Raw genomic sequence first — 16,118 nt, 5'->3', positions numbered from 1 at the left:
TCCCGATGAATCGAAACAGTTTTACTGAAAGCTGGCGCGCGGCGGCAAGGACTGCCGCAGCGCGCCTTGATAGTTCCTGAAAGGCTCAAACCAGAGGCTTCAGACCGGCTTCGATCGTCGCCCGCTTCGACTCGAGGAAGGGCGGCAGCGAGAGCCCCTCGCCCATCGTCTCGAAGGGCTCATCGGCGGCAAAGCCCGGCCCGTCGCTGGCGATCTCGATCAGCACGCCGTTCGGCTCGCGCAGATAGAGCGAGCGGAAGTAGAAGCGATCGACCGGGCCGCTGTTCGGATAGCCCGAGGCGCGCAGGCGCTCGGCCCAGGCGTCGTACTCCCCGAAGCTCGGCGTGCGCAGCGCAAGATGGTGGACGCCACCGGCGCCTTCACGGGCCGGAGAGAGACCGGGCTCGACCGCGACGTTGAGCTCCGCCGCCGGACCGCCCTCGCCGATCCGGAAGACATGGATGTCGCCGGTGGCATGGGCCGCGTCGCGGTAATCGGCGATACGCTCCAGCCCGAGCAGCTTGGTCAGGACAAGCTCGGTCCGCTCGATCTGCGGCACCGAGATCGTCACCGGGCCGAGGCCGCGGATCTGATGCTCGACCGGAACCGAGCTCTTCTCCCAGGCGACGAACGGAATCTTGCCGCCATCGGCGACGAGCGTCAGGCGCTGGCCCTCCGGATCCTCGAAATCGAACGCGGCACGGCCATTGAGCAGCCGCGTATCGGAAACCGCGACGCCGGCAGCCGTTAGCCGCTCGCGCCAGAAGTCGAGCGAGGCCTCGTTCGCGACCCGGAGCGAAGTCCTGGTGATCGAATTGGTGCCGCGCCGGACGGGGGATGTCGGCCAGTCGAAGAAGGTCAGGTCGGTTCCGGGCGAACCGGCGCCGTCGGCATAGAACAGGTGATAGGCGGAGGTGTCATCCTGGTTCACCGTCTTCTTGACTAGGCGCAAGCCGAGCGTCTCGACATAGAAGCGCCGGTTCTGCGCCGCCTGGGCAGTGATGGCGGTGACGTGGTGGATGCCGGTGAGCTGCATGATATGGGCCCCTTGATTGTGTGCGCCTCACATGGCGAGGCGCAGCAGGATCGGTTGCCCAGGAACATAGGTGTTGCGGTGGCGCCATAAAGATAGCGCCGATCCAATCATAAATTGCAGTTTTGCAATGCTCCTCTCCTTCATTTGGAGGGAGCTGACGTCACCGGCGGCTCCGATTGCTGGGGCATGCTGCTCTTGTCGCCTGGAGCCGGCGGCGTGGTACAGTCCTGCGGCTTGTTCTTGCAATCATAGACCATGGTCGGCGCCGCCGATTGCCCGGCCTGTCCGGCCGAAGGCAGGATCATGTTCTGGCCCTTGTCGACCTGGCTCGGATGCGTCGTCGTCGGGCCGACGCCGGAGTTGTCGGGCTGTTTTGTGGTTTGAGGTGTCTGCGCCACGGCGGCGACGGTCAGTACGACCGTCGTCAGCAGGGCAAGCATCGTCGTCCTGGCAGTCATGGCGGATCTCCGGCTGATCGAGGAAGTCCCCGATCAACCCGCCATCGCGTGAGGAAGTTCCGGCTATTCTGCCGCCCGCGCAGCCGGAGTTGTCACCGCGCCGACCGGCGCACCGCCATGCCGGCTCGGCTTGGCCTTGAGCTTGAGGGTCTCCAGCTCCTCGCGCTCGCGCGGCGTGTTGCGCATCAATTGGTCCTTGCCCGGCTGGTACTGCACCGGCTGCGCGACATCAGCGCCATACCAGGCTGCAGCGCGCAGCACGAAGGACGGGTCAGCCAGATGCGGGCGCCCAAGGGCGACGAGATCGGCACGGCCGGCGGCGACGATGGTGTTGGCCTGATCGGCCGAGGTGATGGCGCCGACGCACATGGTGGCGATGCCGGCCTCGTTGCGGATGCGGTCGGAGAAGGGGGTCTGGAACATGCGGCCATAGAGCGGCCGGGCCCGCGGCGTGGTCTGCCCGGTCGAGACGTCGACGAGGTCGCAGCCAGTCTCAGCGAAGGCTTCGGAAACCGCAACCGAATCCTCGGGGCTGATGCCGCCCTCCTGCCAGTCCGTCGCCGAGATGCGCACCGACATCGGCTTGCCGGCCGGCCAGATTTCGCGAAGCGCGGCAAAGACTTCGAGCGGATAGCGCAGGCGGTTTTCGAGCGACCCGCCATAAGCGTCCGTGCGCTGGTTGGTCAGCGGCGAGAGGAAGCTCGCGAGCAGATAGCCATGGGCGCAGTGCAGTTCGAGCATGTCGAAGCCGGCGCGCAGGCCCCGCTTCGCTGCCGCGACGAAATCGGCCTTGATCCGGTCCATGTCGGCCCGCGCCAGCTCGCGTGGCACCTGGCTTTCGGGGTAGTAGGGCAAGGGCGAGGCAGAGACGATCGGCCAGGCGCCTTCCGCGAGCGGCCGGTCCATCCCGTCCCACATCAGCTTGCTCGCGCCTTTGCGGCCGGCATGGCCGAGCTGCAGGCAAATCTTCGCCGCCGAGTTGGCGTGGACGAAGTCGACGATGCGCGTCCAGGCCGCTTCCTGCGTGTCGCTATAGAGGCCGGTGCAACCGGGCGTGATGCGGGCATCGGCCGAAACGCAGGTCATCTCGGTGAAGATGAGCCCTGCCCCACCGATGGCGCGGGCGCCGTAGTGCATCAGGTGCCAGTCGCCCGGCAGGCCTTCCTGCGCCGAGTACTGGCACATGGGCGAGACGACGAAGCGGTTCGCCACCCGCATCTCGCGCAGACGGAAAGGTTGGAAGGCCGGCGGCACCGGCGTGCCATCGCGGCGCGTCGCTTGCTCGGCGCCGAGATCGGCGGCGACCACCCGATCGATCGCCGCGACGAATTCGGGCGCGCGCAAAGCGAGGTTGTCGTAGGTGATCGCCTTGGAGCGGGTCATCAGACCGAAGGCGAAGCGCAGCGGCTCGAAATCCCAGAAGCGCTTGAGCTGCTCGAACCAGACCAGCGAAACGTCGGCGGCGTGCTGGGTCTTCTCGACCTCCTCGCGCCGTCCGGTCTCGAAGGTCGAGAGCGCTGCCTTGACGTTGAGCCCGGCGCGGCGGAAGGCGCCGTGCAACGCAATCGCATCCTCCATGGCGAGCTTGGTGCCTGAGCCGATCGAGAAATGCGCGGTCGCCTTGGCGTCGCCGATCAGCACGACATTGTCGACCACCCAGTTGGCGCAGCGGATCATCGGGAACTGCCGCCAGAGCGAGCGGTTGGTGATCAGCCGATGCCCTTGCAGTTCCTCGGCGAAGACCTGTTCGAGGAAGGCGGCGGTGCCGGCCTCGTCCATGCCTTCCAGGCCGGCGCGGGCGAAGGTCTCGGGATCGGTCTCCAGCACCCAGGTCGATTGCCCGACCTCGTACTGATAGCAATGGGCGATGAAGACGCCGTGCTGCGTCTCCTTGAAGAAGAAGGTGAAGGCGTCGAAGGGTCGGGTCGAGCCCATCCAGACGAAGCGGTTCGGCCTGAGATCGACCTCAGGTGCGAAACGCTCGCGATCACCTTCGCGGATCCGGCTGTTGATGCCGTCGGCGGCGACGACGAGGTCGTAATCACGCTTCAGCGCTGCGACATCCTCGATCTCCTGCGAGAACACCAGCCTGACGCCGACCTGGCGGGCCCGCTCCTGCAAGAGCATCAGCAGCGTGCGGCGCGAGCAACCGCAAAAGCCGTTGCCGGGCACGCGCTGCGCCGTACCTTTGAAATGGATCTCGATATCGTCCCAATAGGCGAAGCTTTTGACGATCGCCTCATAGCTCGGCTGGTCGGCGGCCTTGAACAGGTCGAGCGTCTGGTCGGAGAAGACCACGCCGAAGCCGAAGGTATCGTCGTCGCGATTGCGCTCGAAGACGGTGACGTCGAGCGCCGGCCAATCGCGCTTCATCAGCAGCGCGTAATAGAGCCCGGCCGGACCGCCGCCCACCACCGCAATGCGCATGACACTCTCCTTGGCTGACAAAATCATTTTAAACCTAAAATAATTTTGGCTCAAGCCCTGACTGATCGACTACCCGCCCCGCCCCGAAAAATGCAGGCCACCTTGATCAAAATCTCATATAATGCACAGTCATATATGTAGTTTCGATATTCCCCCATCGCTGTTCACCGCGCCCCTTGCAAAATGTTTCAGACCTAAAATATATTGCCCCCATAAGGGAGTGAACGGCATGGCATCGGCTCTGGCGGGACAGCATGCCCTGGTGAGCGGCGGCGGGCGCGGCATCGGCCGTGCTATCGCCTCCGCGCTCCGCCAGGCCGGTGCCCGCGTCTCGATCATCGGCCGCAATGACGGCATCCTGCAACAGGCTGTGCTCGACGGCGCGGCTGATGCCGCCCATTCCGTCGACGTGACCAATGAAACCGCAGTGAGCGAGGCGATGGCCGGGCTCGCTGCGGGACAACCCTTCGACATCGTCATAGCCAACGCCGGCGCAGCCGAGAGCGCAAGCTTCCAGCGCAGCGATGCCGAGCTGTTCCGGCGCATGATCGAGATCAACCTGATCGGCACCGTGAACTGCTTCCGGCCTGCCCTGCCCGCCATGACCCAGCGCGGTTCCGGCCGGCTAATCGCGATCGCCTCGACCGCGGGACATCGCGGCTACGCTTACGTTTCGGCCTATGTCGCAGCCAAGCACGCCGTCGTTGGCCTCATCCGCTCCCTGGCGCTGGAGACGGCGCGCAGCGGCGTCACCGTCAATGCCGTCTGCCCCGGCTATACCGATACCGACATGGTCGCGAGCAGCCTGACCACGATCACCGCCAAGACCGGCAAGAGCCGCGACGAGGCGCTGGCGGAGCTCACCAAGGACAATCCGCAGCGCCGGCTGATCACGCCGGAGGAAGTCGCGGCCGCCGTGCTCAATCTCTGCGGGCCGCAGAGCCGCGGCATCACCGGCCAGTCGATCCTGATCAATGGCGGGGAGTTCTGACGATGGAGATCCCATCCAACGCCCCCCTGCTCGACCGCGAGACCAAGGCGAGCGAACGCCCCGGCGACCACAAGGACGAGCTCAGGCTCTGGCTGCGGATGCTCACCTGCTCGACCCTGATCGAGAGCGAGATTCGCACCCGCCTGCGCGAGGAGTTCAAGACGACGCTGCCACGCTTCGACCTGATGGCGCAGCTCGAGAAATCGACGACCGGCATGACCGTCGGCGAGGTCTCGCAGCGCTTGATGGTCTCGAATGGCAACGTCACCGCCGTCGTCGCCGGCCTGCTCGCGGACGGGCTGGTCGACAAGCGTCCAGCGGCGCAGGACCGGCGCGTCCAGGTGCTGACGCTGACCGCCCAGGGCCGGCGCGCTTTCAAGGCGATGGCGGAGCGCCATGAGAACTGGATCGCCGAGCTCTTCGCCGGGCTTGGATCCACCGAGATCGGCCAGCTTTTCCGGCTGCTCGGCGGGGCCAAGGCCTCGCTTCACCAGGCCATCAGCAAGCGCCAGAGCGGCACGCCGGCTACGGCGGGAGACAACGAATGACCAGCGCCAACCCGGTCACCCTGCCGCTCTCCGGCTTCAAGCCGCAGCATTTCCAGCTCACCGTGGCTGGCAAGGTCGCGACCGTGACGCTGAACCGGCCGGAGAAGAAGAACCCGCTGACCTTCGAGAGCTATCGCGAGCTGACCGACTTCTTCCTGGCCGCGCAGAAGGAGGAAGAGGTCAAGGCGATCGTGGTGACCGGCGCCGGCGGCAATTTCTCGTCGGGGGGCGACGTCTTCGAGATCATCGGGCCGCTGGTGGCGATGGACACCAAGGACCTGCTCAAGTTCACCCGGATGACAGGCGAGCTGGTCAAGACCATGCGCGCCTGCCCGCAGCCGGTGATCGCCGCGATCGATGGCATCTGCGCCGGCGCCGGCGCGATCGTGGCCATGGCGTCCGATCTGCGCCTCGGCACGGCCGAGACCAAGATCGCCTTCCTGTTCAACCGCGTCGGCCTCGCCGGCTGCGACATGGGCGCCTGCGCGATGCTGCCGCGCATCATCGGCCAGGGCCGCGCCGCCGAGCTGCTCTATACCGGCCGGGTGCTCAAGGGCGAGGAAGCCGAGCGCTGGGGCTTCCTCAACCGGCTGATCGCCCGCGAGAACGTGCTGGCCGAGGCGCAGGCGCTTGCCGCCGAGCTCGCCGATGGGCCGACCTTCGCCAACGCCATGACCAAGCGCATGCTCGAAATGGAATGGGCGATGTCGGTCGAGTCCGCGATCGAGGCGGAAGCGGTGGCGCAGGCGCTGTGCATGCAGACCGAGGATTTCGCCCGCGCCTATCACGCCTTCGCCGAGAAGCGGAAACCGGTGTTCGAGGGCAACTGAGATGGCTTCGCTCGGCATCGGCATCCTTGGCGACACGCTCGACTGGCCCTTCTTCGAGGCACACCACCGCGACTTTGCTGAGCGCCTGTCCGCTTGGGCCGACGCCACCCTGCCTGGCCTGCCGCATGACGATGTCGACGAGGCCTGCCGCGCCCGGGTGAAGGCGCTGGGTGAAGCCGGATTCCTCAGGGCCGCCGTACCGGCCGAGTATGGCGGGCTGTATGCCGCGCTCGACGTGCGCACGCTCTGCCTCGCCCGCGAGATCCTGGCGGCCCGCGACGGGCTCGCCGATTTCGCCTTCGCCATGCAGGGACTGGGAACCGGTTCGATCACCGTCGCCGGCTCGCCCGAGATGAAGGCACGCATCCTGCCGGCGGTGGCGCGCGGCGAAAGGATCGCTGCCTTCGCCCTCTCCGAGAAGGAGGCCGGCTCGGACGTCGCGGCGCTGGCGACGACGGCCACACCGGACGGCAATACGCATGTCCGGATCGACGGCGAGAAGACCTGGATCTCGAATGGCGGCATCGCCGACCATTATGTCGTCTTCGCCCGCTCCGGCGAGGCGCCGGGCGCGCGCGGGCTCTCCGCCTACTTGGTCGAGGCCGATACGCCCGGCCTTTCCATCACCGAGCGCATCGACGTGATCGCGCCGCATCCGCTGGCGACTCTGCGCTTCGACGCCTGCCGCATCCCGGTGGAAAACCGCATCGGCGGGCCGGGCGACGGCTTCAAGGTGGCGATGGCGACGCTCGACATCTTCCGCTCGACGGTCGGCGCCGCCGCGCTTGGCTTCGCCCGCCGCGCGCTGCACGAGACGGTCTCGCATGCCAAGGGCCGCAAGCTCTTCGGCGGCACGCTCGGCGACCTCCAGCTCTCGCAGGCGGCGATCGCCGACAGTGCCGCCGAGGTCGATACCGCCGCGCTGCTCGTCTACCGCGCCGCCTGGACCAAGGATCAGGGCGCGCCCCGCGTCACCCGCGAGGCGGCGCTCGCCAAGCTGGTCGCGACCGAGAACGCCCAGAAGGTGATCGACCGCGCCGTGCAGATCCATGGCGGGCTCGGCGTCACCCGCGGGGTCAAGGTCGAGGAGCTCTACCGCGAGATCAGGGCGCTTAGGATCTACGAGGGCGCCAGCGAGGTGCAGAAGGTCGTGATCGCCCGCGATCTGCTGAAGTAAGGCCGAGCATGTTCCGCGAAAGTGGGAACCGGTTTTGCGGCAAGAACATGCTCAAAAAATAGACCAGGGGAACGAGATGACAACCGCAGACTGGGTGCGGTCGGGACATGTGGACGGCTTCGCGCGGGACAACCTGCCGCCGCGCGAAAGCTGGCCACGCCTCGACCTCGCAGCCGCCGGGCTGAGCTATCCCGAACGGCTCAATGTCGTGACCGAGTTCGTCGATCGCCATGTCGCCGAGGGGCGCGGCGAGCGCGACGCAGTGGTCGGGCCAAGCGAGAGCTGGAGCTATCAGGCGCTCGCCGACAAGGTGAACCGCATCGCCAATGTGCTCACCCGCGATCTCGGCATGGTGCCCGGCAACCGCGTGCTGCTGCGCGCCGCCAACACGCCGATGATGGTCGCGACCTATTTCGCGGTGCTGAAGGCCGGCGGCGTCGTAGTGGCGACCATGCCGATGCTGCGCGCCGGCGAGATCGCCTATCCGATCCGCAAGGCGAAGATCACGCTGGCGCTCTGCGACGTCTCGTTAGTCGACGAACTCAAGTCAGCTCAGACTCTTGCGCCGGAACTCTCGACCGTCGTGACATGGGGGGACGGCGCGCTCGAAGCCCTGATGGGGAAAGCCGGCTACGAGGTTTTCGAGCCGGCTGACACGGCGCAGGACGATGTCTGCCTGATCGCCTTCACCTCGGGCACCACCGGCGAGCCCAAGGGCACCATGCATTTCCAGCGCGACCTGCTGGCGATCTGCGATGCTTATGGCGCGCGCGTGCTGCAGGCTGCTCCGGATGACCGCTTCATCGGCTCGCCGCCGCTCGCTTTCACCTTCGGGCTCGGCGGCATCGTGCTCTTCCCCCTGCGGATCGGCGCCGCCTGCGTGCTGCCGACCAAGGTCGCGCCGCCCGATCTCGCCGAGGCGATCGAGCGCTACCGTGCGACCGTCTGCTTCACCGCGCCGACAGCCTACCGCGCCATGCTCGGCAAGCTCGGCGAGCGCGACCTGTCATCGCTGCGCATCTGCGTCTCCGCCGGCGAGGCGCTGCCGAAGGCGACGTTCGATGCCTGGCGAGAAGCGACCGGCCTGCCGCTGATGGACGGCATCGGCGCGACCGAGATGCTGCACATCTTCATCGGCGCGCCGCGCGAGACAATCCGGCCCGGGGCCACCGGCCTGCCGGTGCCAGGCTACGAGGCGAAGATCGTCGACGAGGACGGCAAGGAGGTGCCCGACGGCACAGCTGGGCGCCTCGCTGTGCGCGGCCCGACCGGTTGCCGCTATCTCGCCGATTCGCGCCAGGCCAAATACATTCTCGACGGCTGGAACGTCACAGGTGACACCTATCTGCGCGATGCCGACGGCTATTTCTGGTATCAGGCCCGCTCTGACGACATGATCATCTCGGCCGGCTACAACATCGCCGGTCCAGAAGTTGAGGCCTGCCTGCTGACGCATGAGGCGGTGGCCGAATGCGGCGTCGTCGGCGCACCCTGCCCAGAGCGCGGCCAGATCGTGAAGGCCTATGTGCTGCTGCGAGAGGGTTTTGCCGGCGATGCGGCACTGGCTAAAGCGCTGCAGGACCACGTCAAGGCGACGATCGCGCCCTACAAATACCCGCGCGCCATCGCCTTCGTGACAACCCTGCCGAAGACCTCTACCGGGAAGCTGCAGCGCTTCGCCCTGCGCGAGATCGCTCGCCAGGAAGCCTCGGCGTCCTGACTATCGTTTGAGAAAGACAACGCCATGACCAGCGGCATGCCGCCCTCCGATCCCGCCTCGCGCCGCGCCCGCGCCGTCCTGCCCGAAGGCTGGCCGCAGCCGCGCGGCTATGCCAACGGCATGGTCGCCGAAGGCAAGGTGCTGATGACCGGCGGCCTCGTCGGCTGGGACGCCCAGGGCGTCTTCGCCAAGGGCTTCGTCGCGCAGGTCGGCCAGACGCTCGCCAACATCAGGGCGGTGGTCGAGGCCGGCGGCGGCCAGGTCGAGGATATTGTGCGCTTGACCTGGTACGTCACCGACATCGAGGCCTACCGCAACAGTCTCGCCGAGCTCGGCCCGGCCTATCGCGCCAGTTTCGGCCGGCACTTCCCAGCCATGGCGGTGCTCGCAGTGGTAGCGCTGGTCGAACCCGAGGCGATGGTCGAGATCGAAGCGACGGCGGTGCTGCCGGGCTGAGCGCGCTCTTCAGGCCGGCTTCCCGGCCGATAGGAATTTACCAAGAATTATCCACGATACTCGACCGCGCCGCCCATATCCGGGCGGTGCGCAACCAGGAGTATCGCATGACAAGCATTGGCGGCGTTGGGGGCTTCCGCCCACCACCGCCCGGAAAACCATCGAGCTTCGACAAGCTCGACGGCAACGCCGACGGGGTGCTCAACCTCGCCGAATTCTCCGCCGGAGCGCCGAAAGGCGCCGACAACGCCAAGACAGACAAGCTGTTCAAGGCGATGGACGCCGACCAGGATGGGTCGGTCAGCAAGGCGGAATCGGATGCCTTCAAGGCGAAATTCGAGAAGGCCGACCAGCAGATGCAGGCCCTCCTGCTGATGCTCCAAACGGGTACGGCTAGCGCCACGACGGCGAAGAAGGCCGACACCAAGGACGGCGACGACAAGAACTACTTCGCCAAGCTCGACGCCAATTCCGATGGCAGCGTCGCCAAGGACGAATTCCTGAAGGTGGTCGCCCCAGATGGCGACAGCTCGAACGGCCTGCTCAATCGCCTCTTTGCGGCGATGGACGCGGACCAGGACGGCAAGATCTCCAAGAAGGAGATGGACGACTTCAAGAAGCAGATGGAGGAACGCGCCGCGCACCGGCCGTTACCTCCGCCGCCGCCGGAAGTCAGCGGCGCGTCGGAAGCCTATGGCCAGACTTACCAGCTTGGAGCAAAACCTCCCGCTGGCGCGACCTATTCCCAGGCGGCTTAAGTCACCGCTTGCGCAACGCCGGGCCGGCAGAAGGCCGTCCGGCGCTCTTCCAATGTCAGATGCCCGCTCCGTCATAGAGCGCAGGCGGCGTCCGCTTCGCCCACACTCTCGCATGCAGGCGCTTCAGCAGCGGCCGCAGCACGAGATCGCCGAGCCCCAAGACAGCCGCCAGAGCCCACTGCCCCGTCGGCAGCGCCACGGCGGCGAAGACGAACAATCCGGACGCCAGACGCCAGCTCGCCGCCTCGAACCAGGCGCGCCGCTCCTGCGCACCGCGCCAGCCGACGAGCCGCAGAACAGCGCGGCCAGCAGCACCGGCCTGAGTCACAGGGCGGGCCCGGTCCTGAGCAGCGCGGCTCTCGACAAAGCCGAAGGCAACCGTCTGGTTGCTGAGCCTGTCGATCAGGATGAAGCCGCCAAGCTCGCGGCTGCGGGCGTAGTCGAGCACCGCGAGCGGCCGGTCGAGCTTCAGCGTCGCCAACCCGATTCCGTTCATCGCCAGGCTCTCGGCCGGCGTTTCGGCATAACTCTCGATATCGACGCTGTGGTGCAGCCGGACGATTTGAGCGTTTGCGGTTGAAGTCGCGAGCTTCAGGATGAACTCGCCGCCTTCGCGCAGCGCCGCCTCGCCGGTCCAGAGCAGCCGCGCCTGCAACTCCTGCTTAACCGCCGGAGCGTGCGTCAGCGAGGCGATGACGTCGCCGCGCGAGATGTCGATCTCGTCAGCCAGCGTGACGGTCACCGACTGGCCGGCGCCGGCCTGCGAGACGTCGCCGGACGGCGCCAGGATGCGCGCGATCGTGCTGCGGCGACCGGACGGCAGCGCCGCGATGGCGTCCCCGACGCGCAGGCGCCCTTGCGCGACCGTGCCGGCAAAGCCGCGGAAGTCGAGATCGGGCCGGTTGACCCATTGCACCGGCAGGGCGAAGCCAGCCTCCACCTGCGCCTCGGCGACGACCGCGACGGATTCGAGCAAAGGCAGCAGCGCCGGCCCGCGATACCAGGGCATCAGGCCGGAGAGGCTAGTGACATTCTCGCCATCGCGGGCCGAGACCGGGACGAAATCGATGCTGGCGAAGCCAAGTCCGGCGACCGCCTGGCGGTAGTCCTTTTCGATCTGCCGGAAGATCGCCTCGTCATAGCCGACGAGGTCCATCTTGTTGATGGCGACGACGACATGGCGGACGCCGACCAGCGAGACGATGAAGGAATGCCGGCGCGTCTGCGGCAGCAGGCCCTTGCGGGCGTCGATCAGGATGATGGCGAGATCGGCGGTCGAGGCGCCGGTCGCCATGTTGCGGGTGTACTGCTCGTGGCCAGGGGTGTCTGCGACGATGAAGCTGCGAGCGTCGGTCGAGAAATAGCGATAGGCGACATCGATGGTGATGCCCTGCTCGCGCTCGGCCGAGAGCCCGTCGACGAGCAGCGCGAAGTCCGGCGCCGCGCCCTGCGTCCCGAATTTGCGGGAATCGCTGTCGAGCGCGGTGAGCTGATCGTCGAAGACTGCGCCGGCCTCATAGAGGATGCGTCCGATCAGCGTCGACTTGCCGTCGTCGACCGAGCCGCAGGTGATGAAGCGCAACAGCGCGCGGGCGCTGCCCTCGGTGCTCTGGCTCTGGTCGTTGGCGGGATGAGGCTGGCCAGCCGGCGCGGGCTGGCCCTTCAACTTCGCGAGCGCCGCCATCAGAAATAACCTTCCTGCTTCTTCTGCTCCATCGAGCCGGAGCCGTCATGGTCGATGACGCGCCCCTCGCGCTCGGAGGAGCGTGATGCCCGCATCTCGGCGATGATGTCGGTGAGGTTTGCCGCCTCGCTCTCGACCGCCCCGGTCAGGGGGTAGCAGCCTAGCGTGCGGAAACGGACCATCCGGGTCTCGAGCGTCTCGCCGGGCAGGAGGTCCATGCGCTCGTCGTCACGCATGATCCAGGCGCCGTTGCGGCGCACAACCGGGCGCGGAGCGGCGAAGTAGAGCGGCACGACCGGGATGTTCTCGAGCGCGATGTAGTCCCAGACATCCTTCTCGGTCCAATTCGAGAGCGGGAAGACGCGGAAGCTTTCGCCCGGCGCCTTGCGCGTGTTGAACAGCCGCCAGGGCTCCGGCCGCTGGTTCTTCGGGTCCCAGCGATGCTGCTCCGAGCGCAACGAGAAAACGCGCTCCTTCGCCCGGCTCTTCTCCTCGTCGCGCCTGGCGCCGCCGAAGGCCGCGTCGAAGCCATGCTTGTCGAGGGCCTGCTTCAACCCTTGCGTCTTCATCACATCGGTATGCAGGCGCGAGCCGGAGGCGAACGGGTTGACACCGGCACGCACGCCTTCCTCGTTGATATGCACGATCAGGTCGAGTCCGAGCCGGCTGGCGGTCTGGTCACGGAAGGCGATCATGTCCCGGAATTTCCAGGTCGTATCGACATGGAGCAGTGGGAATGGCGGCTTGCCGGGATAGAACGCCTTCATGACGAGATGCAGCAGCACCGCCGAGTCCTTGCCGATCGAATAGAGCAGCACCGGGTTCTCGCAGGTCGCAGCGACCTCGCGGATGATGAAGATCGCCTCGGCTTCGAGCTTCTGCAGATGACTGAGCTGGATCACGCCATAACCTCCGCGGCCGCCTTGGACCGCACCAGCCGGCCGTCCGGACCGACATGCAGGCCGCATTCCTTGGCGGCCTCCTCTTCCCACCACCAGCGCCCGGCCCGCTCCGGCTCGCCAGGCCGGATGGCGCGGGTGCAGGGCTGGCAGCCGATAGAGAGAAAGCCCTGTTCGTGCAGCGGGTTGAGCGGGACGTCGTTCTTGCGAGCGAAGGCCAGCGCCTCGTCGCGCGACCAGTCGAGCAGCGGATTGACCTTGATCAGGCCGCGCTCCCGGTCGACCTCGGCAAGGGCGACACCGCCACGCGCGGCCGATTGATCAGCCCGCAGGCCGGTGATCCAGGCAGCGGCCCCGGCGAGCGCCCGGCCGAGCGGCTCGACCTTACGGACATTGCAGCAGGCCTTGCGGGCTTCGATCGAGTTGTAGAAGCCGTTGATGCCGTGCCCGAGCACGAAGGCCTCGACGGCGTCATGCCGCGGATAGAACGGCGTGATCGCGATGCCGTAGCGCGCTTCGGTGTCCGCCCAGAGGGCATGGACCTCGCCGAAGAGCCGACCCGTATCGAGCGTGACGATCTCGATCGGCAGATTCTGCGTCGCGATCAGGTGGGTGACGACCTGGTCCTCGAGGCCAAAGCTGGTGGTGAAGACGAGGCGCCCGGCAACTTGCCGCACCAGTCCCGCAAGGCGTTCGGCGGCATCCGCCGTTCCGAACGCAGCATTGAGGTTTCCGGCCTGTTCCTGCAACTCGAACATGTGCTTGCTCTACACGGACGACACTGGCGCGAGCCCCTCGGCGGCACCGTCTCCCGTTCCAAACCGATCACTCGGGTGTTCTGTAAATCGAACAATCCACATATAACCTGAACGCCAACCAATCAATTTACATCAGGTAGCGTGAATTTTCTTATTTGGCGGAAGAAGGAGAAGATCCTTCCTGCGTTGCCCAACTGACGCGGCGAACACCGGTGCGGCTTGCCCTTTGCCATAGGAACTTTCGCTCCGGCACCTGCGTTGAGCGGACAGGCAGGCTGGGCCCTGCGACGCAACAGGGGAACGTCATGGCGAATTCCGCGAACCAGGCGGTCGAGAGCTTGCGCAAGGAGCAGCGCGAGCAGCGTAAGGACGAGAAAGAGGCCCGCGGCAAGGGCGAGAACGAGCTCGACAAGGCGCTCGAGGGTACATTTCCCGCCAGTGACCCTGTTGCACCCCAAAGCCCAACCAAGCCCGGAGCGCCCCAGCGCCGGGCCTGATGCTGACAGGCCGGTTGAGAATGGAGCTACTCTCCCCCATCTCGACCTGACGAGATGGAGATCACTATGCCTGACCGCGCCAGAGTTGATGCCTTCGTCGCCGCCGTCGTCAGCGGCGATCATGTCGGCGCCATCCGAGATTTCTACACCGACGACGCGACCATGCAGGAGAACGCCAATGAGCCGCGCCGCGGCCGCGAGGCGTTGATGGCGCATGAGGCGCGCGCGCTCGCCAGGCTCGAGCGGATGCACACGCACCCGCCAGTCGCCATGCTCGTCGATGGCGACCATGTCGTCGTCCGCTGGATATTTGACGCCACCGACAAATCGGGCGTCACGCGCCGCCTGGAGGAACTCGCCTTCCAGCGCTGGCAGGGCGACCGCATCGCCGAAGAGCGCTTCTTCTACGACACCGGGAGCGCGTGGCAGATCGTTACATAGACGCCGAGGCGGAACGGATCAGCGCAAGCCGCTCGGCCCGACCGCGAGCTTTTCGCCAATCTGGATGAATTTCAGCGGATTGCGCGCTTCGTCCGCAAGCCGCGTCTCATAGTGCAGGTGCGGTCCGGTCGAGCGTCCCGTCGAACCGACGCGGCCGATCACCTGTCCGGCGGCGACGAGCTGCCCTTCCTTGACGTCGAAGGCCGAGAGGTGGCCGTAGCGCGTGGTGACGCCGTTGCCATGGTCGAGTTCGATGAGGTTGCCGTAACCGCCGGCGACCTCGGCGCGCAGCACCTTTCCCGCTCCGGGAGCGCGAACCGGCGTTCCGGTCTCGCCGCGGAAATCCATGCCGGCATGCATCGCCGTTCCGCCAGTGAACGGATCGGAGCGCGGGCCAAAATTGCTGGTCGTGCTGTCATCGCCTTCGAGCGGGCGCTGGAAAGGCACAATCGCCGCCAGGTCACGCCAGCGGCCGAAGACGGACCGCGCCTCGCCCAGCTGCATCAGCGCATGCTCGAAGGTGCCGGGCTTCAGCGCCACCGTCATCGGTACCAGCGGCCCGCCCATGCCGGGACGGCCAGGCGGTAGCTTGACCTTGGCGGGGTCGAGCCCGACCTCGGCGAGCGCCGCCTTTACCTCCTGCACCCGCCCGACGAGCTGGCGGCCGAGCCCCGAGAGCTGCTGGCTCTGGCCGTTCTGCACGCGGTCAAGCGATTGGCCGAGGACGATGATGCGTTGGTCGAGCGTCATCGTCTCGCTCGCCTTGACCGTCGCGGAGACCAGCCGGCGCTGCTGCGCCAGCACGGCCGGATTGACGCGGTCGAGAACGTTCTGACCGTCGGCGAACTGATTGCCGCCCGGCGCCTGCGCGCCGCCCTGCGGCAGGATCGGCCCGACCGCCTGGCCGGTGAGCGCGCCGAGCAAGGCCTGACGGGCCTCGAGTTCGATCTGGCGGGTGATCAGGTCGGCAAGTTGATCGCCCGCCCGTCCAGTCCCGGCCGGCTGGCCCGGCTGCGCCGGCAGGCCGGGTGAACTACCGGATGCGACGATGGCGCTGACGAGGCGGCGCTGCAGCGCCTTCAGCTTCTCGTCATAGGTGCTCTGCAGGATCGCCTGCTCCTGCTGGAGCGCAGCGACGCGACCTTTCTCTTCGTAGAGGAGATAGCCGGTGACGCCCGCACCGACGATCGCGAGTATGGCCAGCGACCAGGGCAACAGGCCACCGCGCCCCGATCCAGACCTCCCGCCACTGCTGCGCGGGCGGCGCAGTATCTCGCTCTCTGGCTGGAGAGAGGTCGAGGTAGCAGCCTCGTCAGGCCGCCGCTTGAGACGAACCGGTTGCACGCTTCTGTTTCCGTTCCGATCCCACCGTGCAAGTATAGCTCAAACAGCGCCCGCCAGCGATACTTGTCTCTCCGCCGACCTCATCCCGTCATTG

At 66.7% G+C, this 16,118-nt stretch carries 16 protein-coding genes; 9 read left to right on the top strand and 7 right to left on the bottom strand.

Annotated elements, in window-relative coordinates; genetic code table 11:
* Positions 1-85: 85 nt before the first annotated feature.
* The 3 genes from B6S44_RS11635 to B6S44_RS11625 form a co-directional block, all read right to left on the bottom strand.
* Complete coding sequence (locus tag B6S44_RS11635) at positions 86-1,036, bottom strand: ring-cleaving dioxygenase (protein WP_129157055.1); 951 nt, start codon at positions 1,034-1,036, stop codon at positions 86-88.
* Positions 1,037-1,176: 140 nt separating this feature from the next.
* Positions 1,177-1,494, bottom strand: a complete 318-nt coding sequence (locus B6S44_RS11630; protein ID WP_129157054.1) for a hypothetical protein — start codon at positions 1,492-1,494, stop codon at positions 1,177-1,179.
* A gap of 63 nt (positions 1,495-1,557) precedes the next feature.
* Complete coding sequence (locus B6S44_RS11625; protein WP_129157053.1) at positions 1,558-3,921, bottom strand: bifunctional salicylyl-CoA 5-hydroxylase/oxidoreductase; 2,364 nt, start codon at positions 3,919-3,921, stop codon at positions 1,558-1,560.
* A 229-nt stretch (positions 3,922-4,150) separates the two neighbouring features.
* Between B6S44_RS11625 and B6S44_RS11620 the strand changes: the two genes are divergently transcribed.
* The 7 genes from B6S44_RS11620 (at position 4,151) to B6S44_RS11590 (ending at position 10,401) form a co-directional block, all read left to right on the top strand.
* Entirely contained in the window at positions 4,151-4,912 is a 762-nt protein-coding gene (locus tag B6S44_RS11620; RefSeq protein ID WP_129157052.1) for an SDR family NAD(P)-dependent oxidoreductase, read from the top strand.
* 2 nt (positions 4,913-4,914) lie between these two features.
* Complete coding sequence (locus B6S44_RS11615; RefSeq protein ID WP_129157051.1) at positions 4,915-5,460, top strand: MarR family winged helix-turn-helix transcriptional regulator; 546 nt, start codon at positions 4,915-4,917, stop codon at positions 5,458-5,460.
* Complete coding sequence (locus B6S44_RS11610; RefSeq protein WP_129157050.1) at positions 5,457-6,290, top strand: enoyl-CoA hydratase family protein; 834 nt, start codon at positions 5,457-5,459, stop codon at positions 6,288-6,290. Before B6S44_RS11615 ends, B6S44_RS11610 begins: the two co-directional genes overlap by 4 nt.
* A gap of 1 nt (position 6,291) precedes the next feature.
* Positions 6,292-7,467 (top strand): acyl-CoA dehydrogenase family protein, encoded by a 1,176-nt coding sequence (locus tag B6S44_RS11605; RefSeq protein WP_129157049.1) that lies wholly within the window; start codon positions 6,292-6,294, stop codon positions 7,465-7,467.
* A gap of 76 nt (positions 7,468-7,543) precedes the next feature.
* A complete protein-coding gene (locus B6S44_RS11600; RefSeq protein WP_129157048.1) occupies positions 7,544-9,187 on the top strand; it encodes a benzoate-CoA ligase family protein in 1,644 nt (547 codons plus the stop codon).
* A gap of 24 nt (positions 9,188-9,211) precedes the next feature.
* Positions 9,212-9,643, top strand: coding sequence for a RidA family protein (locus tag B6S44_RS11595; protein ID WP_129157047.1), 432 nt, complete (start codon positions 9,212-9,214; stop codon positions 9,641-9,643).
* Positions 9,644-9,750: 107 nt separating this feature from the next.
* On the top strand, positions 9,751-10,401 hold the full coding sequence (locus B6S44_RS11590) for an EF-hand domain-containing protein (protein ID WP_129157046.1): 651 nt from the start codon (positions 9,751-9,753) through the stop codon (positions 10,399-10,401).
* A 55-nt stretch (positions 10,402-10,456) separates the two neighbouring features.
* Here B6S44_RS11590 and cysN read toward each other — a convergent pair whose 3' ends face one another.
* From cysN to B6S44_RS11575, 3 genes are read right to left on the bottom strand one after another with little or no spacing between them, the layout of a single operon-like run.
* Complete coding sequence (gene cysN, locus B6S44_RS11585) at positions 10,457-12,085, bottom strand: sulfate adenylyltransferase subunit CysN (RefSeq protein ID WP_129157045.1); 1,629 nt, start codon at positions 12,083-12,085, stop codon at positions 10,457-10,459.
* On the bottom strand, positions 12,085-12,987 hold the full coding sequence (cysD, locus tag B6S44_RS11580; RefSeq protein WP_129157044.1) for a sulfate adenylyltransferase subunit CysD: 903 nt from the start codon (positions 12,985-12,987) through the stop codon (positions 12,085-12,087). Before cysD ends, cysN begins: the two co-directional genes overlap by 1 nt.
* Positions 12,984-13,742, bottom strand: coding sequence for a phosphoadenylyl-sulfate reductase (locus B6S44_RS11575; RefSeq protein WP_129157043.1), 759 nt, complete (start codon positions 13,740-13,742; stop codon positions 12,984-12,986). The genes cysD and B6S44_RS11575 overlap by 4 nt, the downstream gene beginning before the upstream one ends.
* 305 nt (positions 13,743-14,047) lie before the next feature.
* Here B6S44_RS11575 and B6S44_RS11570 point away from each other — a divergent pair, with 305 nt between their 5' ends.
* Positions 14,048-14,239, top strand: coding sequence for a hypothetical protein (locus B6S44_RS11570; protein WP_129157042.1), 192 nt, complete (start codon positions 14,048-14,050; stop codon positions 14,237-14,239).
* A 66-nt stretch (positions 14,240-14,305) separates the two neighbouring features.
* Positions 14,306-14,680, top strand: coding sequence for a nuclear transport factor 2 family protein (locus B6S44_RS11565; RefSeq protein WP_129157041.1), 375 nt, complete (start codon positions 14,306-14,308; stop codon positions 14,678-14,680).
* 18 nt (positions 14,681-14,698) lie between these two features.
* On the opposite strand, the gene B6S44_RS11560 is transcribed toward B6S44_RS11565, so the two are convergent.
* A complete protein-coding gene (locus tag B6S44_RS11560; RefSeq protein ID WP_129157040.1) occupies positions 14,699-15,895 on the bottom strand; it encodes a M23 family metallopeptidase in 1,197 nt (398 codons plus the stop codon).
* Positions 15,896-16,118: the final 223 nt, after the last annotated feature.

Origin of the sequence: Allobosea sp. Tri-44 (assembly GCF_004123845.1) — a bacterium.
Classification (GTDB): Bacteria; Pseudomonadota; Alphaproteobacteria; order Rhizobiales; family Beijerinckiaceae; genus Allobosea.
This window is presented reverse-complemented; position numbering and strand designations above follow the sequence as displayed.